At 60.4% G+C, this 24,378-nt stretch carries 22 protein-coding genes and 3 pseudogenes; 17 read left to right on the top strand and 8 right to left on the bottom strand.

What is annotated here, in order from left to right; translation table 11 throughout:
- Window positions 1-176: 176 nt before the first annotated feature.
- Both D6T64_RS23105 and D6T64_RS03250 read left to right on the top strand, forming a co-directional pair.
- Window positions 177-386: pseudogene (locus D6T64_RS23105) on the top strand (IS3 family transposase); the annotation flags it as partial.
- A gap of 80 nt (window positions 387-466) precedes the next feature.
- Window positions 467-970, top strand: coding sequence for a GNAT family N-acetyltransferase (locus D6T64_RS03250; RefSeq protein ID WP_119971535.1), 504 nt, complete (start codon window positions 467-469; stop codon window positions 968-970).
- A gap of 248 nt (window positions 971-1,218) precedes the next feature.
- Here D6T64_RS03250 and D6T64_RS03245 read toward each other — a convergent pair whose 3' ends face one another.
- Entirely contained in the window at window positions 1,219-1,545 is a 327-nt protein-coding gene (locus D6T64_RS03245; RefSeq protein ID WP_119971532.1) for a hypothetical protein, read from the bottom strand.
- 224 nt (window positions 1,546-1,769) lie between these two features.
- Between D6T64_RS03245 and D6T64_RS22480 the strand changes: the two genes are divergently transcribed.
- Window positions 1,770-1,988 carry a helix-turn-helix domain-containing protein gene (locus tag D6T64_RS22480; protein WP_158594783.1) on the top strand — a complete coding sequence of 73 codons (219 nt, stop codon included), beginning with the start codon at window positions 1,770-1,772 and terminating at the stop codon, window positions 1,986-1,988.
- 620 nt (window positions 1,989-2,608) lie between these two features.
- Here D6T64_RS22480 and D6T64_RS03235 read toward each other — a convergent pair.
- Complete coding sequence (locus D6T64_RS03235) at window positions 2,609-3,079, bottom strand: GNAT family N-acetyltransferase (RefSeq protein ID WP_119971526.1); 471 nt, start codon at window positions 3,077-3,079, stop codon at window positions 2,609-2,611.
- Between the two features lie 150 nt (window positions 3,080-3,229).
- Here D6T64_RS03235 and D6T64_RS03230 point away from each other — a divergent pair, with 150 nt between their 5' ends.
- From D6T64_RS03230 to D6T64_RS03220, 3 genes are all read left to right on the top strand, one after another.
- Window positions 3,230-4,222, top strand: coding sequence for an NAD-dependent epimerase/dehydratase family protein (locus D6T64_RS03230; RefSeq protein WP_119971523.1), 993 nt, complete (start codon window positions 3,230-3,232; stop codon window positions 4,220-4,222).
- A gap of 198 nt (window positions 4,223-4,420) precedes the next feature.
- Window positions 4,421-5,239, top strand: a complete 819-nt coding sequence (locus tag D6T64_RS03225; protein WP_119971568.1) for an SDR family oxidoreductase — start codon at window positions 4,421-4,423, stop codon at window positions 5,237-5,239.
- A gap of 290 nt (window positions 5,240-5,529) precedes the next feature.
- Window positions 5,530-7,626 carry a fructose-specific PTS transporter subunit EIIC gene (locus D6T64_RS03220; protein ID WP_119971519.1) on the top strand — a complete coding sequence of 699 codons (2,097 nt, stop codon included), beginning with the start codon at window positions 5,530-5,532 and terminating at the stop codon, window positions 7,624-7,626.
- Between the two features lie 544 nt (window positions 7,627-8,170).
- On the opposite strand, the gene D6T64_RS03215 is transcribed toward D6T64_RS03220, so the two are convergent.
- Complete coding sequence (locus D6T64_RS03215) at window positions 8,171-10,888, bottom strand: HAD-IC family P-type ATPase (RefSeq protein WP_119971515.1); 2,718 nt, start codon at window positions 10,886-10,888, stop codon at window positions 8,171-8,173.
- Window positions 10,889-10,978: 90 nt separating this feature from the next.
- Window positions 10,979-11,860: a universal stress protein gene (locus D6T64_RS03210; protein ID WP_119971512.1), complete on the bottom strand. Its 882-nt coding sequence runs from the start codon at window positions 11,858-11,860 to the stop codon at window positions 10,979-10,981.
- Between the two features lie 158 nt (window positions 11,861-12,018).
- Between D6T64_RS03210 and D6T64_RS03205 the strand changes: the two genes are divergently transcribed.
- From D6T64_RS03205 to D6T64_RS03185, 5 genes and pseudogenes are all read left to right on the top strand, one after another.
- On the top strand, window positions 12,019-12,606 hold the full coding sequence (locus D6T64_RS03205; RefSeq protein ID WP_158594782.1) for a universal stress protein: 588 nt from the start codon (window positions 12,019-12,021) through the stop codon (window positions 12,604-12,606).
- A gap of 173 nt (window positions 12,607-12,779) precedes the next feature.
- The gene (locus D6T64_RS03200) at window positions 12,780-13,022 is read left to right on the top strand and encodes a universal stress protein (protein ID WP_119971506.1); all 243 of its coding nucleotides are present in this window, start codon (window positions 12,780-12,782) and stop codon (window positions 13,020-13,022) included.
- 269 nt (window positions 13,023-13,291) lie between these two features.
- Window positions 13,292-14,591, top strand: a pseudogene (locus D6T64_RS03195) (hemolysin family protein).
- An 84-nt stretch (window positions 14,592-14,675) separates the two neighbouring features.
- Entirely contained in the window at window positions 14,676-15,008 is a 333-nt protein-coding gene (locus D6T64_RS03190) for a hypothetical protein (protein ID WP_119971503.1), read from the top strand.
- Between the two features lie 86 nt (window positions 15,009-15,094).
- Window positions 15,095-15,961 (top strand): DNA/RNA non-specific endonuclease, encoded by an 867-nt coding sequence (locus tag D6T64_RS03185; RefSeq protein WP_119971499.1) that lies wholly within the window; start codon window positions 15,095-15,097, stop codon window positions 15,959-15,961.
- Between the two features lie 434 nt (window positions 15,962-16,395).
- Here D6T64_RS03185 and D6T64_RS03180 read toward each other — a convergent pair whose 3' ends face one another.
- The gene (locus tag D6T64_RS03180; RefSeq protein WP_119971496.1) at window positions 16,396-16,917 is read right to left on the bottom strand and encodes a hypothetical protein; all 522 of its coding nucleotides are present in this window, start codon (window positions 16,915-16,917) and stop codon (window positions 16,396-16,398) included.
- A gap of 474 nt (window positions 16,918-17,391) precedes the next feature.
- Here D6T64_RS03180 and D6T64_RS03175 point away from each other — a divergent pair, with 474 nt between their 5' ends.
- The 5 genes from D6T64_RS03175 to D6T64_RS03155 all read left to right on the top strand — a co-directional run bounded on the left by D6T64_RS03175 (window position 17,392) and on the right by D6T64_RS03155 (window position 20,271).
- Complete coding sequence (locus D6T64_RS03175) at window positions 17,392-17,637, top strand: helix-turn-helix domain-containing protein (RefSeq protein WP_119971493.1); 246 nt, start codon at window positions 17,392-17,394, stop codon at window positions 17,635-17,637.
- Window positions 17,634-18,623, top strand: a complete 990-nt coding sequence (locus D6T64_RS03170) for an SRPBCC family protein (protein ID WP_119971490.1) — start codon at window positions 17,634-17,636, stop codon at window positions 18,621-18,623. Before D6T64_RS03175 ends, D6T64_RS03170 begins: the two co-directional genes overlap by 4 nt.
- Entirely contained in the window at window positions 18,620-18,850 is a 231-nt protein-coding gene (locus D6T64_RS03165; RefSeq protein WP_119971487.1) for a hypothetical protein, read from the top strand. The genes D6T64_RS03170 and D6T64_RS03165 overlap by 4 nt, the downstream gene beginning before the upstream one ends.
- A 241-nt stretch (window positions 18,851-19,091) precedes the next feature.
- Window positions 19,092-19,310, top strand: coding sequence for a hypothetical protein (locus D6T64_RS03160; RefSeq protein ID WP_119971484.1), 219 nt, complete (start codon window positions 19,092-19,094; stop codon window positions 19,308-19,310).
- A 361-nt stretch (window positions 19,311-19,671) separates the two neighbouring features.
- Complete coding sequence (locus tag D6T64_RS03155) at window positions 19,672-20,271, top strand: hypothetical protein (protein ID WP_147364446.1); 600 nt, start codon at window positions 19,672-19,674, stop codon at window positions 20,269-20,271.
- Between the two features lie 94 nt (window positions 20,272-20,365).
- Here the strand turns inward: D6T64_RS03155 and D6T64_RS03150 are convergent, their stop codons facing one another.
- The 3 genes from D6T64_RS03150 to D6T64_RS03140 all read right to left on the bottom strand — a co-directional run bounded on the left by D6T64_RS03150 (window position 20,366) and on the right by D6T64_RS03140 (window position 23,647).
- Window positions 20,366-20,893: a GrpB family protein gene (locus D6T64_RS03150; protein ID WP_119971477.1), complete on the bottom strand. Its 528-nt coding sequence runs from the start codon at window positions 20,891-20,893 to the stop codon at window positions 20,366-20,368.
- Window positions 20,894-21,113: 220 nt separating this feature from the next.
- Window positions 21,114-22,946, bottom strand: a complete 1,833-nt coding sequence (locus D6T64_RS03145) for an ATP-binding protein (protein ID WP_119971474.1) — start codon at window positions 22,944-22,946, stop codon at window positions 21,114-21,116.
- 251 nt (window positions 22,947-23,197) lie between these two features.
- Window positions 23,198-23,647 (bottom strand): SRPBCC family protein, encoded by a 450-nt coding sequence (locus tag D6T64_RS03140; RefSeq protein WP_119971471.1) that lies wholly within the window; start codon window positions 23,645-23,647, stop codon window positions 23,198-23,200.
- A gap of 503 nt (window positions 23,648-24,150) precedes the next feature.
- Here D6T64_RS03140 and D6T64_RS03135 point away from each other — a divergent pair.
- Window positions 24,151-24,378 (top strand): annotated as a pseudogene (locus D6T64_RS03135) (Fic family protein); the annotation flags it as partial.

Raw genomic sequence — 24,378 nt, 5'->3', positions numbered from 1 at the left:
CTGACACGTAGGGACCCCACAAAACGCTCGGCTGGGACACCCCGGCAGAGCGATTCCGTGATCTACCAATCAGTACTTAATCAGCGCGGTGTTGCAACGACAGATGGAATCCAAACATTGGCAGCGTAGAAGAATCCACTAATTCCGCTGTCCGAAATACCCGCGGCAGCTCAATCAATGCCGTGGCAGAGTCGTTTTTCTCCCCTATGAAAACTGAGATGTATTACCAGCAGCACTTCGACAACCACCTCGCCGCACGCACCGCGGTGATGGAATAAATCGAATCCTGGTACAACCGGCGGCGGCCCCACTCCCACAACGGAGGATTACAACCGGCCGCAGCTCTAACCGCGTACCAAGACCGCCACCAACTGGCTGCGGCATAGAAGAAAAACACAACAGACTGTCTCAAAAACTTGAGGGCGCAGTAAGGCCACGTTCAGCTCTTCGGAATATCGTCGACGCCATGACGTATGCGCTTCGCTCCCTCAACCCTCTCGATCTCCCCCAGGTGCTCACGCTGAACAATGAGGCAGTTCCCGCCGTCTATGCCCTTAACGCTGATTTGCTTGCCACCCTCGTAGCTACTGCTACTCACTCAGTCGTGGTCACGACGGTGGAGGATGTGCACACCGTGGCTGGTTTCGTGATCGGCTTTGCCCCGTCCGCCGAATATGCAAGTGAAAGCTACCGATGGTTTGAAGCCCGATCGAGCGACTTCCTCTATGTAGACCGCATCGTCGTGGCGCCAAACGCACGAAGCCAGGGCCTCGGCGAATTGCTCTACGCCTCCGTCTTTCAGGCTGCTCGCGAGGCCCACGCCACCGAAGTGGTGTGCGAAGTGAATACCTTTCCGCCCAATCCGCAGTTACTGGCCTTCCACTCACGTCTCGGTTTCACCACGGTCGGCGAGCAGACCAACACGGGCGACACGGGCGCCGCCGCACTGCTCACGGCACTCGTTTCATAGCTCACTGCGGCCTCGCTGTACCGGCTTGAGATTGTGCTCATAAATGACGATCGAAGCAAGTGTGCTCGCTGTCGACGGAACATGATCTACGCTACATGCACCTATCGGCCCCAAACCGTGTGCTCTCTCGCTGCAACAACACCACGCCTATGAACATGACGGACTCGCATCCGAGGAAAATTCGATGCCTCTGTGACCGCGCGGAAAAAATCCACAGGAATCAAACAGGGATAGCAAAGTCAACACAATTACGACGGGCTGACCGCGCCCCACTCCGTTGCCGTGACGACCACCGCACAGATGAGAAAAATAATCACGATCAGCAGGGTAAACGTTGCAAGGAGGCCGAGCCGCAGTCGCCTACGACTCACGGCAACACGGATGACCACCATCGCCGCATACAGAACCAATACGATAACCAATCCTGTGGTCGCGACCCAGGCTGGGCTGAGCCACCGCATAGCGAAAAGTAGCCCGGCGCAGATGAGCGTAAGAGCGCCACCCACCACAAGCCAGATAGCGCCCATCGACGTAGTCAGCGATCGTTGATCGCGCACTCGCTGCGACTCTGACATTATCGGCATCCTTCCGTCTCGTCTTGCGCAGTACCCACGTTGCCACTCGCGAGAAGAAAATGCCAGAGGGCGTATTCCAGCCAACGTCGCAACACCTGAGTTCTAGGAGTAGCGATGACAGACAGTTCCCGAACCCGTAAGAAGGTTACCGGCGCGCTGCCAATGACCGAGACACGTGTTGAATATGCTCGGCTCATGAGGCAGGGAATCAGCAACGCCGAGGCGTGTCGAACACTGAAAATCAATCGGCGAACAGGGATGCGCTGGCGCCATGGCCGGACCGTGAAAAAGCGCACGGCCGCGAGACGACCTACGCCCCAATCTCTCGAATCGCCCCCACCGTAATCTCCCCGCGGTACCTGTCCGAGGACGAGCGGGTGCACATCGCCGACGCGCTGCACGCCGGCACGTCCCTGCGACAGACCGCCGCAGCGCTGGGGTGAAGCCGAAGCCGACGCGGCGTACCGTGCCTGAGGCGCCGGCGCGGGAGCGACCGAACTCGGCTCACTCCTCGTCAGCGCCCCGCAGGTCTCGCAGTTCGAGATCGCCACCGGCATCTAAATCACGCCATGCGGCGCAGACCTGAGGCAGACCTCGGTTCTGCGCCGTTGTGTGTCGCGTGTCACGGACGTGGAGCCTGCAGGGTGCCGACGCCTGATGCAGGCGCGGGTCCAAGGGCGCAGACCCCGAGCATGCTCACGAATTGTTGGCCTAGTGGCCGTTGCGGCGAGCGTGTAATTGGCAGCGTGCAGGCGGTCAAGGCTTTGTGATGGCCGACCCAGCTGGCTGGACCACCACCATCATGCTTCTCGTGTGCACTGCCGGTGCATCCGTTGATGGAGTCCTTACCGCCATCGGAAATACGCGTACGCGCCCCTGAGTCGCACCGGGACGCCAAGGCACTCCCGACTAAGCGTCCCGCAAGACGTTCGGTATACGGGCGTCCATCTCCGGCCTGGGGGCGCCAACCGGCAGTGGCGAAGGACATTGCCATCACGCCGAGGGTGACCAGTACGAAGGTGACAGTTGGAGTCATACGGCCTTCCTGTCTGTTTCGGAAGGCTCAGATGAGCTTCTTGAGCATCTTCACCGAAGTTGTTTCGTACCCAAGCGAGTTGTAGAGCCCCTGGGCGCCGGTGTTGAATCCGAAGACGCTAAGGCCGAGAGAATGCGCACCGTGTGAGCGAGCGTATTCCTCGCCGAGGAGCATCGCCGCTCTCCCGAAACCCTGACCACGCTGGTCAGGGTTGATGACAAGATCCCAGACCCACCACGCCCCTGGATCGGCGCTGACATCCTGTCCGATCCACAGGTATCCCACTGCCGCACCCGCCTCGTTCATGATGTGAAAGACCTCATTGCCAGGGCTCGGAGCACCATCCGGGAACGAACGAGCCATGCTCTCGGCCGCTATGCGTTGAGCTTCCTCGCGCGATCCACCCTGGGTAACCAAATCACCGACGTATTCGGTGCAGCTGCGGTCCAACCACGACGGGAACTCGCTGGTGAGGATTCGCTGAAGGGTCACAGTCATCTCTGAATTCTTCCAGACAAGAATCGGCATCAGCGCCAGCCGAAGATTGCCCGAATAGCCTTCGGCGACATCGCAGTACGTTTGCCGCCTCGGCAACGCTCAGAGCGAATCCGTCATTGTTGTATCTCGGTTGTGCGATTGACTGTGGCTATGACTCGCACACTTATTCTCGGGGGAACTGCCTGGCTTGGTCGAGAGATAGCCGAGAAGCTGGCGGGTCAAGGTCAGGACGTGACGTGCCTGGCTCGCGGTGAATCTGGAGCAGCTCCACGCGGCGTGACGTTCGTCCGCTCCGACCGACGATCGCCCCAGGCCTACGATCTTGTCGCGAGTGAATCCTGGGACGAGATCATTGAGCTCAGCTGTGACGCGCACCTTGTCGCTGGAGCGCTTGAGGCGTTGGCGGGCAGCACGGCGCATTGGACTTTGGTCTCCTCCGTTTCCGTGTACGCGACCAATACTGAACCGGGTGCTGATGAGGACGCCATCCTCGTCGAGCCAGTCGACCTCGACGATTACGCGCACGCGAAAGTCGCCGCAGAACGCGCCACAATGGCGGCGGTTGGCGATCGTCTTCTGATTGCTCGACCTGGCCTGATCGTGGGACCAGGTGATATGAGTGACCGATTCAGCTATTGGGTATCCAGGCTTGCCGCTGCTCCCGAGGAACCCGTTCTGGTGCCGAATGCCAAAGATCGGTACGTGCAGTTCATCGACGTCCGAGACCTTGCTGAATGGCTCATTAGTGCGGGGCAGCGCGGTCTGACCGGAATCTACAACGCCGTTGGAAACGAACGTGATTTCTCAGCGGTTCTGCTGGCCGCCGCCGGGGTTGCAGGCCATACAGGTGAACTCATCACGGCCGAAGACGACTGGCTGACCGCCCACGAGATCAATTACTGGGCTGGCCCGCGATCCCTACCACTGTGGCTTCCCCGCAGCAACACTGCCTTCGCTCGGCGCAGCCGCAGCCGGTTTGTCCAGGCAGGCGGAACCGAACGTTCACTGCAGAACACCCTCCAAGATGTGCTGAAGGATGAACGGGCTCGCGGACTCGATCGGGAACGCCGATCCGGCCTCACCCAGCAAGAGCAGCACGTTCTCCTCACCGAGATCGACGCGCAACTACCCGTTAACACCTAGCCAATCCATCCCGAAGACGTCACGGGCTCGATACCCGTAGGAGGTTCCCCTTCCGGGTTGTTGATTGGTGCTGTCTTGGCTGGCAGTTCGGTCAGGCACGAGAGCGAGACTGGACAACCCCGCGTATGGTGCCGTGAGGAATGCTTTGACTTCTCCATATGTTTTCTGTGCGCGTACGTCATCGGAAGGGACATGTTTATGAGCAAGACTTGGTTTATTACAGGAGCGTCCAAGGGTTTTGGCCGTGAGTGGGCGGAGGCCGCGCTGGAGCGCGGGGATTCCGTCGCAGGCACCGCACGAAATTTGAGCACGCTCGATGCCCTCCGTAGTACCTACCCCGAAACCTTTCTGCCGATCCGGCTCGACGTCACGGACAAGGATGCAGACTTCGCGGCCGTCCAACAAGCCGCCGAGCACTTCGACCAGCTCGATATCGTCGTCAACAATGCCGGATACGGTCATTTCGGCATGATTGAGGAATTGTCCGAAGAGGAGGCCCGAGCGCAACTTGAGACGAATCTGTTCGGTGCGCTGTGGATCTCACAGGCGGCGTTGCCGATCATGCGCCAGCAGGGTTCGGGACACATTATTCAGGTGTCGAGCATCGGGGGTATTAGCGCGTTCCCATCGGTGGGTATTTACCATGCTTCGAAGTGGGCTCTTGAGGGCTTCTCGCAGTCTCTCTCGCAGGAGGTCGCGGGTTTCGGTATCAACGTGACGCTGGTCGAACCCGGAGGTTTCTCGACTGACTGGTCGGGTCCGTCCGCCTCGCATAGCGAGCAGATGGTGGAGTACGCCAGTGTTCGAGAGGCCGCGGCCAATCGCCCCTCCGCGAGCAATCCCGGTGACCCCACGGCCACCCGAGGAGCGATTCTCAAGGTCGTCGACGCGGAGAAGCCGCCATTGCGCATCTTCTTCGGCAGCGCGCCCCTAGACATCGCCACCAAAGACTACGAATCACGCTTGACGACGTGGAACGAATGGCAGCAAGTTTCGATCGAGGCGCACGGCAACTGAGCACTCGGAATATCGCATCCATTGTTCGAGTGAAGCGACGCTCTGCTTCGTCATGGGACGATGGCCGATCTGAAGGAGCCATCTCCGATACCTCGCGGGTGTCGACGCCCGCTCAAGGGGCACTCTGTGTCACCTCGCGGGCACTGCGGGGCCCGAACACGCCGTCAATATGAGTCTGATTACTGGCTAGGCTTGAAGCAGTAGTACCCGCGCCGGGTTCACCTCAGGCCATGGTCGACCGGTCCGGCTCTCGGGCCTCACGGGTCGGCCGTTCCAGGAGCTGAACCGTCATGACCGACCCCCACTCCCCCGCCACGACTCCTCCGAGCGGGACATCGCGACAGGCGGCCCCACCGCAGGTTCTCATCCTCGCGATCACCGCCTGCCCGACCGGCATCGCGCACACCTACATGGCCGCGGAGAAGCTCGAGGTGGCCGCAGCCGCCCTCGGCTACGCCATCCGGGTGGAAACTCACGGCTCGGTCGGCATCGAAAACGGTTTCTCGCAGCACGATATCGATGAGGCCGACGCCATCGTGATCGCCGCCGACACCAAGATTGATACCTCCCGTTTCGCCGGCAAGCGCCTCGTCTCGACGCGTGTCGGCGACGGCATCCACCGCCCCGAAGAACTCATTCGCGAAGCCCTCTCCGCGCCGATCTCCGGAACCCGCGGACCCGCCACCGACGCGGCGGACAGCGCGCCGCAGAAGCCAGGCCGCGATGTCGGTGGAAGTATCTATCGTGCTCTCATGAGCGGCGTCTCCCACATGATTCCCTTCGTGGTGGTCGGCGGCCTGCTCATCGCGATCTCGCTCTCCCTCGGCGGCGAAGCCACCCCGGCCGGCCTCGTGATCCCCGAGGCCAGCTTCTGGTTCACGATCAACCAGATCGGCGCCATCGGGTTCTCGCTCATGGTGCCGATCCTCTCCGGATTCATCGCGTTCGCTATTGCTGACCGTCCCGGGCTCGCCCCCGGGATGATTTGCGGTTGGATCGCCACCACCGGCTCCTTCTACAACTCCGAATCGGGCGCCGGTTTCATCGGCGGCATCGTGACCGGATTCCTTGTGGGCTTCGTGGCGCTCGGCATCAAGAAGATCCCGGTGCACCGCTACATCCGCCCGATCATGCCGATTCTGGTCATCCCCGTGATCACCACGATCATCGTGGGCGGTGCCGTCGTCCTCGCCCTCGGCCAGCCGATCAGCTGGCTCTTCGAGTCCCTCACGACCTTCCTCACCGGCTTGGAGGGCGGTAGCGTCATCGTGCTCGGTCTGATCCTGGGCGCAATGGTCGGCTTTGACATGGGCGGCCCGGTCAACAAGACCGCGTTCTTGTTCGGCAGCGCCCTGATCGCCGCTGCCAACCCGCTGCCGATGGGTATGGTCGCCGCGGCGATCGCGGTGCCGCCGCTTGGGATGGGCCTGGCCACGCTCATCCGCCGCCGGTATTTCAGCAAGGTCGAGCAAGAGGCTGGCATCGCGGCCCTGTTCATGGGCTTCTTTGGCATCACCGAGGGCGCGATCCCTCTCGCCGCCGCCCGCCCGCTGCAGGTCATTCCCGCCAACGTGATCGGTGGCGCCGTGGCCGGCGGCATCGCCGCGATCTTCGGCGTGGCCAACGCTGTTCCCCACGGTGGTCCGATCGTCGCCGTCTTCGGGGCCGTCACGGGTGTGCCGATGTTCCTGCTCGCGATCGTCGTCGGCGCAGTGGTTACCGCTACGGTCGCCCTGCTGCTGCTCGCATTCACGGCCGGGCGCCCCTCTGCCGAAGGCTCAGCAGCGGATGCCACAGCTCCCGCCGCCGCTGCACTGTCCTCCGCCTCCGCCGCCCCCGCGCCTGAACCTTTCATCGCTGAGACCGCGCTCGTTCAGCCCCTGCCTCCCGAGCCCGCAGCTCCGAAGACCGTGCTCGACTACATCGACGACCGCACAATCGTGCTCGACACGTCCGAGACCGACCGTGACACGGTCATCCGCTCGCTCGCCGTGCTCATGCTCGCGACCGGCCGCATCAGCGATGCCGACGCCGTTGCGCAGGCCGCATTCGACCGGGAAACCTTGAGCACCACTGGCATCGGAGACGGCATCGCGATTCCGCACGCGAAGTCCAGCGCCGTGACCTCACCCGTCATCGCGTTCGCGCGCAGCCGGGCCGGCGTCGACTGGACCTCAGCCGACGGGCAGCCGGCACACCTGATTTTCATGATCGCCGTGCCGACGGCCGCTGCCAGGACGGAGCACCTCAAGGTGCTCGCCCAGCTCTCCCGTGCCCTCATGAAGCCAGCATTCCGCGCGTCGATCGAGGCCGCCGAGACCCCGGCCGAGGTGCTGGAGGCACTGCGCACCACCCTCGTGAAGAAGCCGGCCGCCGCGGTCGCCTGATCCCTGCGCCACACCCGAGGTGTCACAGATGCCCTTTTCGCAACGGTTAGGTGAGACTCAAGAACGACCCAACGTCTCGTATCCCACGGAATGTGCCTCTTCGCTTTTCCACGACGCGGAGCTTGCCCAGCCAGCATCCAGCCCATCCCTATGCCATTTGGTAATGGATTCTCCACTCCAAGCAAATTAGCCCCGACAGATCCCTCACCTCCCCCCGGTGCAGTGAAGCCGGGGCTTTTTCATGGCTATCACTGAACTCGTCGAAAACTCTTAACCACCCGGGACCGCGCACACGTGGCCCTGTAACCTGCAATCAGACCAGCCAATGCCAGGCTCAATCCCCGGCCGCAATCCGTTCGACCCGCTTATGAGGTGGCATTATCAACGGCGTCGGATAGTCTATGAGCGAAGGCCCACCGCTAACGCGGTGGGCCTTCGCCATTCCGGACGCCGGCCAAGCCGCCACACATGAGGTCGCGGCGACACTTTAACACCGCTCCCAGCATTCGCCCTGGTCACCAACACTGCCGATGGGTGGACACGGTCACTTCTGTCGCCGGGACTGCACCCGTTCGATCGCCTTGCCCAGTTCGACGAACAGGAATATCGCCGCAGACAGGCCGAGGGTGTATCCCCACTCGCGCACACCGATTGGCGTGGAGCGGAACCAGAGGTTCATGAAGGGGGTATACACGAACACGAGTTGCAGTGTGAGAAGCGCGCCCGTCGAGATCCAGATCGCCGGGTTACCGCGTAACACAGCGAATTTCAGGCTTGACGCGTGCAAAAAACGTGAGTTGAAAAGAAAAGCGGCCTGGCTAAGAGTGAGCATGGTCACCGCGGTAGTTTGCGCTTGCGCAAGAGATGACCCGACAAATAGCTCCAGGAAGAAGACCGCGATGGTGGCACCGCTGATGAGCACAGCCACCCAGAGGATGCGGCCTAGGTAGGCCTGGCTGATGAGGGATCCGCCTGGTTTGCGGGGCTGGCGGAGCATTATGCCGGGTTCGGCGGGTTCATAGGCGAGGGCGAGCGCGAGGGTGATGGCAGTGATCAAGTTGACCCAGAGGATTTGTGCTGGTTGAAGAGGCAAGGTAAATCCGAAGAGCACGGCGACGAGGATGACCAGTGATTGTGCGGCAGTGGTGGGCAACAGAAAGACGATCGACTTTTGCAGGTTGTCGCGGATGCGGCGTCCTTCTTCGATGGCCCGCTCGATGGTAGCGAAGTTGTCGTCGGCGAGAACGATGTCAGCCGCTTCTTTAGTCGCCTCCGTTCCTTTGATTCCCATTGCGACCCCGACGTCGGAACGGGTGAGCGCGGGTGCGTCGTTGACGCCGTCGCCTGTCATCGCGACGACCTCCTTGTGGGCTTGCAACGCCTTGACGATGCGTAGCTTGTGTTCGGGACTGGTGCGGGCAAAGACGTCGACCTCGCGCACGATCCGAATGAGCTGGTCCTGGCTCATCGCTTGCAGTTCGGCACCGGTGATCACCCGCGCGTTCGCGTCGTGTGTGATACCCATTTCACGGCTGATTGCTCGTGCGGTGCCCGCATGGTCGCCGGTGATCATCTTTACCCGGATACCCGCGGCCTGCATGGTCGCAATCGCTGTGATCGCCTCCGGCCGGGGCGGATCGACAATACCCACCACACCAAGAAACAGCATTCCGTTGCCAATATCTTCGATGTTCAGCTCGACCATCCCGTCGACTGCGGCGCCGCGTGCGGCGGCAAGCACGCGCAGGCCCTGCGCACTGAGATCGTCGACACACGTATCCCAGAAGGCCGCATCGATCGGTTCTGGGTTTCCGTCGGCGCCAAGCTGCAGACTACTTCGCTGGAGTACTTCTCCGGGGGCTCCCTTGAGAAGAATATGCACCTTCCCGGCGGGGTCTTTATCGAGCGTGACCATGAATTTGTTGTCGGACTCAAACGGTATGACCGCGATCCGTTTCCAGCTGGCGGAATCAAAATTGGTCTTGAGGGCGAGAGCTCGCAGGGCGCCCTCAGTCGGTTCACCAACGACGCGCCAGTGGCCGTCCTCCTCGGTAACACGGGCATCGTTGCAAAGAGCAAAGACCGTGACGAGCTCAGTCAAATCGGGGCGGGTATCGAGCGTGACGGGTTCGTCATCAACGCTGACCGTGCCAACGGGCTTGTAACCGATTCCGGTGACGTGGTAGTGGGCTGCTCGGGTGACGGCGCTTCGCACGGTCATTTCGTTGCGGGTGAGTGTGCCGGTCTTGTCGGAGCAGACGGTGGTGACCGAGCCGAGCGTTTCGACCGCGGTGAGTTTGCGCACGATGGCTCGACGCTTGGCCATCTGCTGTACACCAAGGGCCAAGGTGATAGTGACAAGAGCCGGCAGGCCCTCGGGAATAGCCGCGACTGCGAACCCGATAGCTGCCGACAGCAGATCATTGGCATTTTGATCATGCAAAAGACGCCCGATCACGAGCATGATCGCAGCTACGCCCAGAATGAGTAATGTTATCTTCTTGCCGAACGAGTCCAACTGCCGAGTGAGCGGCGTAGCGAGGCTTTGCACCCCGGTGAGCATGGACTGGATACGGCCGATCTCCGTGTCGACACCGGTGGCGGTGACGACGCCGATTCCGCGACCGGTGGTAACGATTGTGCCCGAGTAGAGCATGCTGTGCCGGTCACCAATTCCCAAATCAGCACGGACCGGGCTGGTCTTCTTTGCAGTAGGAACCGACTCGCCCGTGAGCGCAGACTCCTCCACACGCAGTGTCGTTGCCTCGATCAATCGCACGTCGGCGGGCACCTTGTCCCCAGATTTAACCCGCACAATATCACCGGGCACGAGCGCTTCCGCTTCGACATCAACCCACACACCGTCACGGCGAACATATGCGTGCAAGGACAGCATCCGGCGGATACCGTCCAGCGCCTTCTCGGCCCGGCCCTCCTGCAAGAAACCGATCACAGCGTTGATCACAGCTACGGCGAAAATGACCGAGGCATCGATCCAATCACCAAAGATCGACTTCAGCACGGCAGCGGCCAGCAACACGTAAATGAGCACGTCGTTGAAGTGAGACAGAAACCGCACCACCGGGTTCTTCGGACGCGGGACCGCCAGCCGGTTCGGACCATAGGCGACCAGCCGTTTCTCGGCAGCGCTAACGCTCAGGCCCTGCGGCGCCGATTCAAGATCCGCGAGCACCTCCTCTACCGGGCGCGCATAGGGATCGTGCGCCCGTAAGAGCGCCTCCGTCTGGGATGTAACGCTCATGAAAGCACCGTCTCGTAGGGGCCTCACGTCGAAACCCGGGTGGTTGATGTAGGAATTCGATATGTCAACCTGGCCGCTCCAGCAGAGTCCTTATTTATCCTGCTCGGCATTCGGTACGAGCAGAGGCATGTTAGCTGCGGGCGGCACGACCACGACCGGGCACGGCATACTGATCAACAGGTCGTGAGCGACCGAACCGAGTAACAGCCCAGCCATCATCCCCCGTCCATGGGTGCCCACCACGACCATTTCAGCGTGCTCAGCCGTGTTGGTGAGGATCAAAGCAGCAGATCCGTGTTCGAGGGTGTCTCGAACCATCACAGTCGGATGCTCGGTGCGGACCCGTTCGACCGCTCCCGCCAGAACTTCAGCGTGTGCCCTGCGTATCTCGTCATAGGGGCTGGCACTAGCGCTCAACCATTCGAGAGCGAGCAAGGTGGGGATGCGCCACGCATGCACGACCGACAGTTCACGCCCGATCCGCTCGGCTTCCCGAGCGGCGAACTCCACGGCAAGGTGCGAGGTTTCGTCGTCATCCACGCCGACGACGACGGAACCGTTATTAGGCATCCAGTCTGTAGGCACGATAACGAGGGGGCAGCTCACTCCGGCTGCGATCTGGTGCCGCAATGTTCCATAGAGGGAGCCCGCGGCCTCGCGCGTACCGATAACCAGCAGATCGGCATCAGAGGCGGAATTCAGCAGCTCCTGGAGCGGCGCGCCTCGTCGTACCGACGTCATCACCTGTACCGTGGGCGCTTCGCGTCTCACCCGGCTCACAGCATTCATCAACATCTGCTCGTAAGCAGGAAGAACCCGGTCCTTCGTAATCGTGGTCGGCACCCTGGCCAGATCGATGACAGTGGTCAGTTCAAGAGATATTTGAATCGTACGAGCACGCTCAATCACCCAGTCGAGCGCAGCGGGACTTCCCGTGCCGCCGTTTAGCGCGAGAACAATTGTCTCGGCCATACCGTTTCCTCTCCTCGATCTTATGGAGAATTAGTGCCCGACTAGGCCTCCAGTGTAACGGACACTGCACGCCAGAACTGAGGCCGGGCCGGACAGGTACCCCTGAAATGGTGCAACAAACGTCGCCCCTTTTCCCTCGCATATGCGAGGCTGTAAGTATGCGCAATGTGATTTTGGTTGGCGTTGATGGCTCATCAAACAGCAATAGAGCACCGGAATGGGCAATGGTCGAGGCTAATATTCGCAATTGGCCACTGCGATTAGTGAGCACGTTCCCCACAACTTTTGTCGCGGATCCCATTGTCGGAGCGAGCTATGCACTAGCCGCAAGACAAGAAGCCCAAACCGTCCTTGACCATGCAACGAAACGTGCAGAAGCTCAAAGCGTTCGCACCGAAACGCATGTTGAGTGCGGCGATGCCACCAAAGTTCTTGTCGACCATTCCGAAACCACCAAACTGGCCGTAGTCGGCAAGCGCGGCAGAGGGGGCTTTGTCGGGCGACTCTTAGGTAGCGTCTCATCAGGCCTGGCAGCCCACTCACATTGTCCAACTGTCGTGATTCCGCAGGGGCCCGACAGCACGGACACCGAAGTGGAAAACGGTCAAGGCACTCGGGATGCCCCAACGAACGTGGCGAGCAGAGCACGACGCACCCAACCTTCTTCGATGCAGTGGACGCAGGAGACCCGCCGCGGACGCAGGAAAGCAGAATTCATAGTCTTTCCTTTACCGGTCAAATCGTGATCGCCGTTGACTCCGGTATGCAGGGCCCAGCCTTATGGGAAGCTGCAGAAATGGCACACATTCACGGCAAACCGCTTGCACTGGTGTCCGTGACAGGTGCAACCATCGGTGACTTGGGTTGGTCGCCGTCCGTGGAAGATTCGGATCCGTACTACTAAGAGGAACTAGCAAACTTGACCCGTGTCGTCACTGCGGTCGCAGCTCGGTACCCCGACGTAAAACTCAGCCAGCATCTCTTCGTGGGAAAGCCAGCAGAAGTTCTTGTTCAAACGACACAAATTGCCGACGTAGTGGTGCTCGGGACCCGGGGCCTCGGCGGATTCCCCGGACTGCTCTTGGGCTCCGTTAGCCAAGCCGTGCTGCACCATGGACGATCGCCGATGATGGTAGTCCCGGGAGCGAATACGCTGAGTTAGCACCGAGCCTGCGAGCGGGCTGCAGCCGCACCGATTTTGTTCAGCGTCAAGTCTTGCAACTCATGGGATACAAGACGTCTTAGCACCGGTCCTCAGTTGACTTATGGTCGTTCCAGTAGGGAACATGCAATGGGGCGATCTTTAATGCAACTTTCTGCCGGAGACATTTGGTGTCTTCTACGCATGCATGAGACTCCTCAAGAGTCATCTTCCGACGGGCATAGACCCTGCGTTTCGACCCCGCACCTCATGTCGTCGGTCGCGACATTATGAACGGCGATCTCGTACCAAACATCGCCCTCGTCCTCATCTTCGTCCTGATCGGCGGGTTTTCGCGGCCACGGAGATGGCGCTCGTCACGCTCCGTGATAGCCAAATTAACGCAATCGCGGCCCGCGGGCGGCGCGGCGAGAAGGTTGCGACTCTGCGCGCAACCCCAATCGGTTCCTCGCAGCCGTACAGATCGGCGTGACCGTAGCCGGGTTTGCATCCGCCGCTTACGGAGCCGCTTCAATCGCCCCATCCGTCGCCCCGTTATTCGTCGCTCTGGGCCTCAATGGAGCGCTCACTGCTACGGTTGCCACGATCACACTCACCCTAGTGATCGCGTATCTGTCCCTGGTGCTCGGTGAGCTCGCCCCCAAGCGTCTCGCGATCCAGCGCAACTCAGCATTCGCCTACGCAGTCGCGCCCGCACTTAATGGGTTTGCGATCGCGATACGCCCGGTTATCTGGCTGCTGTCGAGGTCGACGAACGTGATCGTGCGTCTACTCGGCGGAGACCCACACAAAACCAGTGAGGAAATGACCGAGGAGGAACTGCGAGACATCGTTTCGAGCCATGAGGGGCTACCCGAAGACGAACGGCGGAACCTCGACGACGTGCCCTCTTTGCGGCGCCGCCAGCTCAGCGAGATTATGCGGCCCCGTCCCGAAGTCGCAGCCCTGGACGGCACGGTATCCATTGGCGAGGTCTTCACCGAGGTGCATGACCTGCCGTACTCGCGATATCCGGTAGTCGATCGCACCATCGACGACATTATCGGCTTTGTCCACGTGCGCGACCTCTACGAGATGATCGCAAAGAATCCCGACAAGCAGGCTCGCGAAATCATGCGTCCCATCTTGTACTTCCCAGCGACCGCGCGTGTGCTCCCGACCCTCACGATGATGAGAGCAGAAAAACATCAGATCGCCGTTATCGTCGATGAGTACGGCGGAACCGACGGCATCGTCACCCTCGAGGACCTCGTAGAGGAAGTCGTAGGCGAAATCTTCGACGAATACGACACCGATTCTCCCGCAGGCGACCTCCAGTCAGAGGGAGGGGCACTTGACGGACACCTCAATTTCCAGGACTTTGAAGAGGCGACCGGCGTGCGGTTGCCCGTACGCGCATCCGATACCGTAGCCGGTTTCGTGATCGAACGGCTCGGACGCCTCGCGCGAATCGGTGATGGCGTCCAACTCCACAACATCAGTCTGCAGGTCACGGCGATGGATCGCCGGCGTATTTCGGAACTGCTCATCGTCCCGCGCGCAGAGACGCCGTCACCGCCACCTCAGTAAACCAGTGCGAACACCACGCCGAGCTGATCTACCAGTACTAGATGGTGACGCGATCACCCCACGCACCGGGCGCCAGCAGAAGCGATGACAGGTCGGCCGGCACGAAAGAAACTTGCCGACAGCCACAAGGCCCACTCCGCCGATCTCAATGAGGGCAACGGCAACGGCAACGGCAACGGCACCGGCTGGGGCGACCGTGCTGAGACGCCGCTGCCGATCAAGGCAACCATGTCGACGAAAAGCAAAACCAAATTAGTGGACACCATTCCACTTCACATGGTCACCCGAATGTCTGCCGAGAACGGCGGACCCAAGCCTGACGTGTCTATTAGGACAACGGTCCTGTTTTCGATCCACAGCGCCGCGGAGGCGCAGTCGCTCATATCCGAAATGTGTCAAAACCATGGGCGGTTTTAAATGGTGGAAGCAACACTGAATCTTCCCCTCAACACCGCCATATAAATCCGACAGCTTAACTATCGGCTCTCTGCTTGACTATCACCATGAACGCCTCATTACTTTATCCTTCTGGATACAAAGCCAATTTCCTTGAACTTCCTCTGCCACTGCCGGCTCCTCCCGAAGGAACCCTGATTCGTGAACTGCTCTACACACATTTCACCGTGCTCCTTGACCCCGCGCGGCGCCTCGCGATCGCGACCGGCGTCAACATCGACGGGGATCGCCTCGTTACCGGTGACCGGGCCGACGACTGGCACCTCGAATCGCTTATCCCGGCCTACGAACAAACCGGGGAGGACGTCTACACCAGAAACGACCTCGACCGCGGACATCTCGTCCGGCGCTTGGACCCCGTCTGGGGCGACAAAACGACAGCCCGGCGAGCGAATTACGACACCTTCGCCTACACCAACGCCGCCCCGCAAGCCGGAGCCTTTAACCAATCGAAACAACTCTGGCTCGGCCTCGAGGACCACGTCCTCACCTACGCACGCACCAACGCTAACCGCATCAGCGTCTTCACCGCCCCCGTACTCTCAGCCCAGGACCCGATATACCGCGGCGTGAAGATCCCACAAACGTTCTGGAAAATCGCGGCATGGACAACGACCACGGAAGGCTCCACCGTTCTGCACGCTGCCGGATTCGTTCTCGACCAAAGCCCGCAGTTAGAAAACATCGACCTTGACACGGTCCGCGCTCCAGCCCTCATGTACGGCACTCCCCCACCGCTTGGACCGTACCGCACCTACCAAGTACCCATCGTGGACATCATCGACCTCACCGGGCTCACCCTGACCGCCCTGTCCGAGGCAGACGTCTACGCCCGGGCCCCCGCTATCCGGAAAGACACCGACCGTCGAACGCGCTGGGTCGAACTAGTCGACCCAGCAGGAATCCGCCTCTAAACCGCACCGAATCGTCTATTACCAGCTCAGTCCCCCGCACGGAGGTAGACATAAACGGTTTCGCGGCTGATCCCAAACTCTCGAGCGAGCACAGACTGCGGGACGCCAGCGGCAGCCTTCTCTCGCAGCTCGGCCGCGCGGACCGTCTCGAGTGACGGGGTACGACCACGGTTGTGACTTTTGGCGCTCTGTGGCGGCGTTCTGTGATCGCTATTGGCGTATTGAACTGTATGTCCGCGTCGCTCCGGAGCCGACGTCATCGTCTTGTATGCCATTTGTTTCGACACACGGAGGTTGCGAGACACCTCCCGTATGAGGATTGCAACGGGCGAGCCGGGCGGCGCCTTGGCCTGAGGGTGCCCGCCAGGGGAACCCCGTCCGGGCCCGGTATTTCCACTCCGGTGGTGTCTGTCCTCCGATGACTGTCCAGGCGGTCAGGAGGCGATGGTGAGGGTGACCGGGCCAGCTTCTGACGGACCACCACACTGTTCGCTGCCGCCGACGCGCACCCAGACGAGTGCCACGCCCTTCTCGGCGAGTATGTCTTCGTTTGCGGAAAGCGCTCGGAGAGTCGCGTTCTCCGGCACCTCCATGGTGAGCGCGATCTCCCACGAGTGATCATCGACTTGAGAGGCGAAGTAGGGACTCTCCCAAGCCGACGGACTGGGCGTGTACGTCTCACGATCCTGCGGACGCAGCGTTTCCACCTGCACGGGTTCATCCGTGGCTGGCTCACCGAGTGCAGGAATGGAACACTGATCATCGATGCACATCTGCACCGTACTTACCTCACCGATCGCGCCGTCGAGCGTCACAGCGACCGTGTTGCCCCACCCGATCGCGGGGCAATTGACGTAGCTCGATGTGGAGCAGCCCGCGAGGGCGACGATCGCGATCAGGGCCGCTCCGATACTGACAAGGCCGACGTCCCTGGACTTGGATCCGGCGTTTGCCATGTTCCCCTCATTCCGTTCGTCTCCTTGAGACTAGCTTTGCCGCGCGTCGGATTCTCTAACGGTGACGGCTGACAACGGCAGGAGAGGTGCGATTACCGCGATGCTGGGGGCGCCGGTCGTGGCGCCGGCTCCGGTGAGTGCTCCGATCTGACCCCACGGCAGGTGTCAGCGAGGGACGTCCCAGCTCGCGTCTTGCGAAGTGCGGATGCAGTTTCGCAAGGCGAACCCTCTGCGGGAATTTGGCGCAGTCAGTGAGCTGATAGCCCAGCGGTCCCCACCCAGCACTGCGCCGCTACCACCGAAACAGTGTGGCTAGGACCTGCGCTTCCTGTGCGGTCTCTTCTCCTTCGTGATCGGTCCCTCTTCGGAGGAGGTGGCCGCGAGAACGCCAGCGCTTACCGATGCACTATCTGGTCGTGTTGACGGATGCAACCTGGGTTGACAAAATCAGGTTTAGCAACGTAGGTTGACACTATGGAGTCTTCAGAGATCGCGGCGGTGGCGTCCGACACCAGCGACCCGAGAGTAGGGCTGCGGGCAGTGGCATCACTGCGCCTGCTCGCGGACACCCTAGAACTGCAGCAGGTCGAGGCCGCGCTGCGCGCAGGTATGAAGTGGCAGGACATCGCGGACGCGCTCGGAGTCACGAGGCAGGCCGTCCATAAAAAGCACGCTAAACGAGTCGATCCCACGATCCCCATCCCCAGGAGAAACACATGAGCAAGTTCGTTCGATTCGCCCGGACTAGCCGGTCGCTGTCCCTTGCGGCCATGGAGGAAGTCTCCCGACTCGGGCTTCGCGAAGCGGACATCGAGCACCTGTTCCTCGCCGTCGTCATCAATGAACAATCCGCTGGGCGCTCACTGCGCAGCATGGGCATCGACCTTGATGTCGCCCGTCGCGCCGTCGAAGAACAGCATGAAGCGCAACTGGTTACGCTCGGCATTGACACAACATTCCCCGAGCCCGGACGGATCGTGTTGCACGAGACTCACGGGTATCAGCTGAGCAAGCGTGCATCCGACCTTATCGCCCGCTCCGGCGGCCGAGGCAAGCAAGGCGACGCCGCCGCAGTGCTCCGCGAGCTTGTGCAGGAGCCCAGCGGTTTGATTGCCAGCATCCTTCACCGCCTCGACACGACACCTGACGCTCTGCTCGAACACCTTGACCTGCCCGACGCACCAAGCGAGGAAAGCGCGCCTGCCGGAGCAAAAGTGAAGGGACGGGTTTCCGGGTCTTCAGATTCGTTCGTTCCGGCACCGGTCGAGCAGGTGTGGGAGTTCCTCGCAGACCCCACGCATGTGCCCGAGTGGGAGATTGGTGTCGGCTCCATCGATCACTCCGGCCAGGACGCGACACCGGGCACGGTCTGGCAGGGGCAAGCGCGGACACATCTCCCGGACGGGAAGCCGCTGAAGGTGAAACCGAACTTCCATCGCCGCAGTATCGAAGCCGTCGCGGCCGACCGACCGAATCGGGTCGCGTGGCGCGTAGCGTATCCGGACTCTCCACAAAGCCCTGGACTCCTGACAGAGTTCACGTTGGCAGGCACGACAAGTGGTACCCAAGTCACGATCACGACCTCTTGGCTGCGACGCCGCGGTTGGCGCGGGGTGGTGGGATTGCCTCTGTTTCCGGTCCGAAAGTTTTTGCTGTGGATCACCGCGTTTCAGACGGGCAGTGCGCTTGGTCGAGTATTTCGATGATCGAAGGCACGAATCCCGACCAGATCACATACGGCCACGGCGGCATCCGCAGCCTTATGGAGAACCTCCAGAATGCACTGCGATTCACGACCATCACATGCTTGCAGCACTCCGGCGATCACGTACTCCTGCGGATGAAAGCCGGTCAGGATGAGAGACAAGCCGCGTGCCGCTCGTCGCGTGAGTTGGCCATATCGCCCTTGTTCCCGCGGCACTTCAGCCGCTGAGCGGTGCCCAGCTTCTACCCCGCTCCTGCCCGGCTCAAGAATGACGGCGCGATAGTGGCGCAGCAGAAGCGAAACCAGGATGTCCAGCGTGCAAGGCCTACGACTTGCCAGACGCTGGCCTTGATCAGCAAGAGGGGTTGAATGCCGAATGGTTCGCGTTCGTCATTGCTATCGAGTTCCTGAGTAGCACCAAAGAGAATCGTGGACCACGAGACTCCCTTACGACTATGAGGAGAACAGTATGAAGCGCTTGACTCGGGTTGTCGGCGGAGCCTTGCTCATTGCCCTCTTTCTGGGATGGATCTACATTCGTGACCACACCGCACTCGCCGCGCACCTCCCGGCCGACGAACCGCTCCGATTCGTAGCCCACCTAATTGCCTGGGGCAGCCTTCTCGTCGGAGACTCGCTGATCGCGTCCGCATGGGCAACGAAGACCGAAGTGCAACGCGAGGATTGACGAGGATTCTGCTTTAGCCCCAAAACTGGAGCCTAGGTTCAATGCCGTTTCCCAAGACCCGCTCGACGCCGATCACGGAGGACCAATGCAGCGCATCCTGGCTCAATTCTGGAACTCCTTGGGGGGGGGGGGGCCCAGCCACACAGCTAGCCAGTGGATGTTCACCGCGGCCGGCCACGCGCCGTCTCAGGAAGGGAACCATGAAAGGGACAGTTACGACGTTCCGGTAGCGGCTCGAGGTTAAGGTGTCCGCTCACGAAACGTCATTCGAGACCGATGGCGGTAACTCTGGCAGGTAACGAGTAGTCATCGGAACGCTTCTGTATCCGTGATTCACGCGTGGCAATGGGACACTCATCACATGCCTTCCGACGTAATGACGAGAAACCGCCTGGGAGTGGTGCTTCCGGCGGTGGGCATTGTGGCCGTCGCCTGGCTGGTCTTCTGGATGGCACAAGGATTACCCACGGCGTGCGCTCTCGTGGCCCCGTGCCCAGGCCCTGACGTCAGGGTAATGCCCGCCGTATTCTTCGGCGGGTTGATGCTCGCACCGCTGATAGCGGTGATCCTCATGTCGTTCGTCCGGTCACCAGAGAGTTGGGTCGTCCGACTGTCTTATGCCTTCCTCGTGCTGCTGGCGGTCGTTGGGTACGGAGCAATCAGCTTCAGCGGCGGCTTCAGCGTGACGGGGACCTTCCTGCTTGGCCTTCTCGGAGTCTGTGGGACAGCCGGGCTCGCCTTTGCCGGCACCAGTGCGCTTCGACGCGAGCTGTCGAAGGATGCCCCAGAGGGCGTCCGGTTTCTGAGCCCAGCAATCGCAAAGAGCGTTTTTATCCTCGGCGTCATGGTCTTGGCAGTCGCCTTGATCCTGTCCGCGCGGAGTATCGATTCCGGCGACACGGCTGTTCTGAAGTGCTCAACGCCGAACGACTCACGAACATTCACTCCAGTCTGTCCCTGACCCCTAAAGCGACTCGCGTCAATCCCGCAGGTGGAACCTTGAGTGGGGCGTTCAAAATCCGATCACTCTCGTGTGGGTTCACAGTCGAGGCTCGCTATTTGTCCCACGCAATCGTTAGGGGAAACCCACGCGCGGCTTGCTCCTGGTTGAGGAGCGCTTGGATGAGCTCTCGCTTGCCCGACGTATAGCCCGCCCCGTCGCTGACTGACGCGGCGAGCTGAATTTTGAGCTCCCCGTAGAGATGTCGCGCCGACGCGTCATGCAGCAGCTTGTCGCGAAAGACCCTCTGATTGCAGTGCTCCCAGTCGTCCGAGCGGAATACGTGAAGGATGTGTGTCCGGCCAAGGGCTGTTCCGCGGACGTAGATCGCGTGGTTCTTCGGTCCAGATCGGTGTGGGGAGTACCCAAGGAAGGCGATCGCTGAACCGAGCGAAAACGGGTCAATTCTCGGAGCTGCACGGGCGGCGAGGTCGATGATTGGCTTGGCCGCGAGACCTGGGATCGCGGTGCTCCCTATGTGCTCAATCTCGGTGGCCTGGGAGCCAAGCGCCATCCTAAGTTCTAAGGCGTGCTCCTCGAATAGGCGGGGCCAGTCCCGGTTGTAGGGCTCAACTGTGACCACACCCCAACCCTACTCGGCTGCGGAAGAGTGCCCCTAAGCGGGACCCCCTACGGACACTTCCCTGCGATAGCTGGGCTCCGCATCGCGCTTGTGTGGGAGGTGCCCGCATGACCTGCCCGTTGAGGATTCGCGCTCAGGTGCCTTTACCGCGACAGAGTTACGACCGTTTTGACCGTTTTGACCGTCTCGTAACCCTAGGGATATGAGGCATCTATAGCGGTCAGCGATTGTAGCCCGAAGCCATTTGCTCCAAGTCCTCAAGCCAGGACGTCACTTCTTCGGCGCCTAGTGAGGATTCGAGTAGTTGTCTCGTCATCATCGGAAATGCGTGTTCCGTCAACTTGCTCTTCACCGATCTTGGGTTCAGCGGCTTTCGTGTCGGATCCATTCTGATCTCGGTCGACACGATTAGTGGCACGTCGTCGGCGAACCCAAATGAGACTGCGACGTCTAGGGCTGCTTTGATTACGGCAGGATGCAGATAGTTCTCCATCTCGCGCCGGGTCGTCAGCCTCGCAGACGAACCGTCGCTTCGACCATTGACTTCATCCACGGCGTCTTGGTACTTGGCCACGTCATTGTCGTAGATGTGAAACTCTGGGCGACCAAACCCACGGAGATAGCGTTCTGACACCCACTGCTGGAGAGTTCCACCGCCCAGCGGGACGAACGCGAAGCGCTTGTCCGAACTGAGATCTACGGCGACGGTGCCATCGCTGTTCACAGCTTTGCTGAGGGCCTTCAACGCTACGACATCGTTCGGGCCCTCCACGCAGATCAATACTCGAACCCGGTCGTCAGGAAGAATACCTAAATCGTTCGCGATTGCATCCCATGAACCCTCGTTGGCCGCCTCGATCCGTGGGCCGCTGCCTCTAGTCTTCGAAACGAAGCGGAGACTCTCAGCAGGCAGATGCCCAGCCAGTCCGGGGCTGTGAGTTGTGAGGAGGACCTGGCAGCCGTCGGCTCGGGCCATCGCCTGGAATGATTCGAGAAGAATTTTTTGATTCCGTGGGTGCTGCGAGGTCTCGGGCTCTTCGATTGCATATATGACGCTTCGCTTAGACCCCTCCTCTATTAGTCGCTGAGCCTCCGCTCGGAAAAAGCTCACGAGAACGAGCCGCCTGACACCACTGCCACGTTTGTTGAGTGGGATTCCATCGCTGCCCTCCAGCGCCACACTGAATAGGGAGGCCCAGCGCGGATCGCTTTTGAACGTAGGAACTAAGCCGTCGGCAAGTTCTGGATCCAGCTCTCCGAGAGCATCGTGCGTCCTGGAAGCAAGCTCTGTAGCTCGGATTCGAACTGCCTCAACAACCCCCGTAAGGGCTATTTGGACTTCCGTTTCGGCTAGAGCCGCGGCGATCGCAAGTTTCATTGGATCTTGCACCTCGCTGTCCGAGTCTCTGCTGGCCCGGTCCGACTGGAAGAGAGCGAAGTGGGGCAGCATCGGAGCGATTCTTTCCCATATCCGCTTCGAGTCTTCTTTTGCCACCGGAACTTCCTGCTCTGCCAAGCAGAGGTCGGGTACGGACGCCCATAGCGTTTGACGCATCGCAGGGTTGTTTGACTTGTTCACCGAAGCAATTTCTTCGGAACTCAGAAACTTAGCGAGACGGGTCTTCAAGGCAGTGTTCGCCAGGAGGAGAAGGTCAGACAGACCGTCTACTGACGGGTGATGACAGAGAACGAAAACTTCTTCTTTGGGTTTGGCCCCGGAACAATCCCACCTTTTCTTCACTGTCAGTCTTCCATCCTCCGTCAGGAGATGCTCGGAAGAGAGGGAGGTCTCGGCCTGGGCGTCTAGGACAAGTCCAACCGGCAGGTCACTGAACGTGCAGGTGACTTCGAACTCACGTAGCCCCGAGGCGACGTTGGCGTCTCCCAAATCGGGTTTGACGAGCTCGCTGCCGAAGAAGATTGCCAGGGCCTCGAGGATCGTCGACTTGCCGACGTCGTTCTTGCCGACGATTGTCGTGAGCCCTCCAACCGCGATTTCTTGTTCATCGGCGTACCCCCGAAAATTCTTCACTGTGACCGCGTCTAATTTCATATCTCCCCCTGTGAAGCGCCTGGCTCTAACGGATGCTGTGTCAGCATCCGCTCGACTGTGTCCTACACACAGAGTGTCCTATATCCCATGTGTCTTGAAACACATTTGTTTCGACACACGGAGGTTACGAGACACCTCCCGTATGAGGATTGTAACGGGCGAGCCGCGCGGCGCCTTGGTCTGAGGGTGCCCGCCAGGGGAAGGGTCTGCGGACAGATTGTCGGCAGGGCAAGCGCGTTGCAGCGTGACGTTTACACGGTGACGCTTTGCAAGTAGGTGTTTCGCTTCTCGATAACTTTGCGCATGTATCTGGCGAGTACAAGGTGCTCGACAATTTGGCCAAGGACTCCCAGAGGCGCAGCAAACGAAACCCGATCAATCATGATGGTGCCGGTGCCGTGCGGGCGAAACACGTGCTCGTGCTTGAAGAAACCAAACGGGCCGCGAGTCTGTTCATCGGTGAAGCTATGCGGCAGGCTCATCGCCGTAATCCGGCTCGTCATGCGTAGGGGCAATCCAAAATGCCATGCGCGCCAGGTGACGTCCTCATCCAAGCCGATAAGTCCGCTTCGGACACCACCAACGGCCGTCTCCCGAGACTTGGACATCGAATCTATGTGAGCCGTGATGTCTCGCGAAAGATTGAAGAGTCGCTCCGGGGCAAGAACCGACTCGGTTCTGCATTCAAACGAGACCGCCATGGAGCACAATCTACCAGCGCATCGCTGACCGACGCGTTTGGGTCGTTTAGCGCGTTGGGATGCTGGCGTGGGCGCGAAGGAAAGGCTCTCTACGACGATGGAGAGAACGAACTCCAGCTCTGTTCGTTGTTGCGCCCTCGTGGCGGGCTAGCAAACACATGAAAGTTGGTGCGAGCGATCACTACTGGTGCAGGGTCTCGGCTGGAATTTTCACCCTCTCCGCTATCGGCAGTATCAACGGAGCAACTGAAACGGTGAGCTGATGGCTTTAATCTGAGACTGAACCAAGACACGCCATTGTTTGTCCATGCCTCGGTCGGGCTATTCGTCTACGACCGCTCGCTCAACACGATCTACCGGTCCCACGGTAACGTCGCCGCAAGGGGAACCCCCTATGGGACGAACAATTGCGGTTCAGCCCTTAGATCCGGCGTGCGGGATAAGTCAGAACAGGACGCGCACATAACTATGGATCTATCGCTAAGCATTGGTATAGTTATTCCATGGTCACGTTTGACGAAAAGTTACCCTGGGCGCCAATCGGTTACGAGGAACGGCCCTGGCGCAGCGTCCAAGACGACTATGGCTCACGAACGCAGAAGCGTCTGGCATCCGGACCGTACTTGGCATCGGTGCCCGCATTCATTGCCGATCTCGATATCCCGCTGAGCAGCGAACTCCACGCGGTGACCGAAGAGGCCGCCAGTGAGCTTGCCCGCTTCGATGCCGAA

The organism is Cryobacterium melibiosiphilum, assembly GCF_003602235.1.
Taxonomy (GTDB): Bacteria; Actinomycetota; Actinomycetes; order Actinomycetales; family Microbacteriaceae; genus Cryobacterium; species Cryobacterium melibiosiphilum.
Note: the sequence above shows the minus strand (reverse complement) of the source record. Positions and strands in the feature narration are given on the sequence as shown.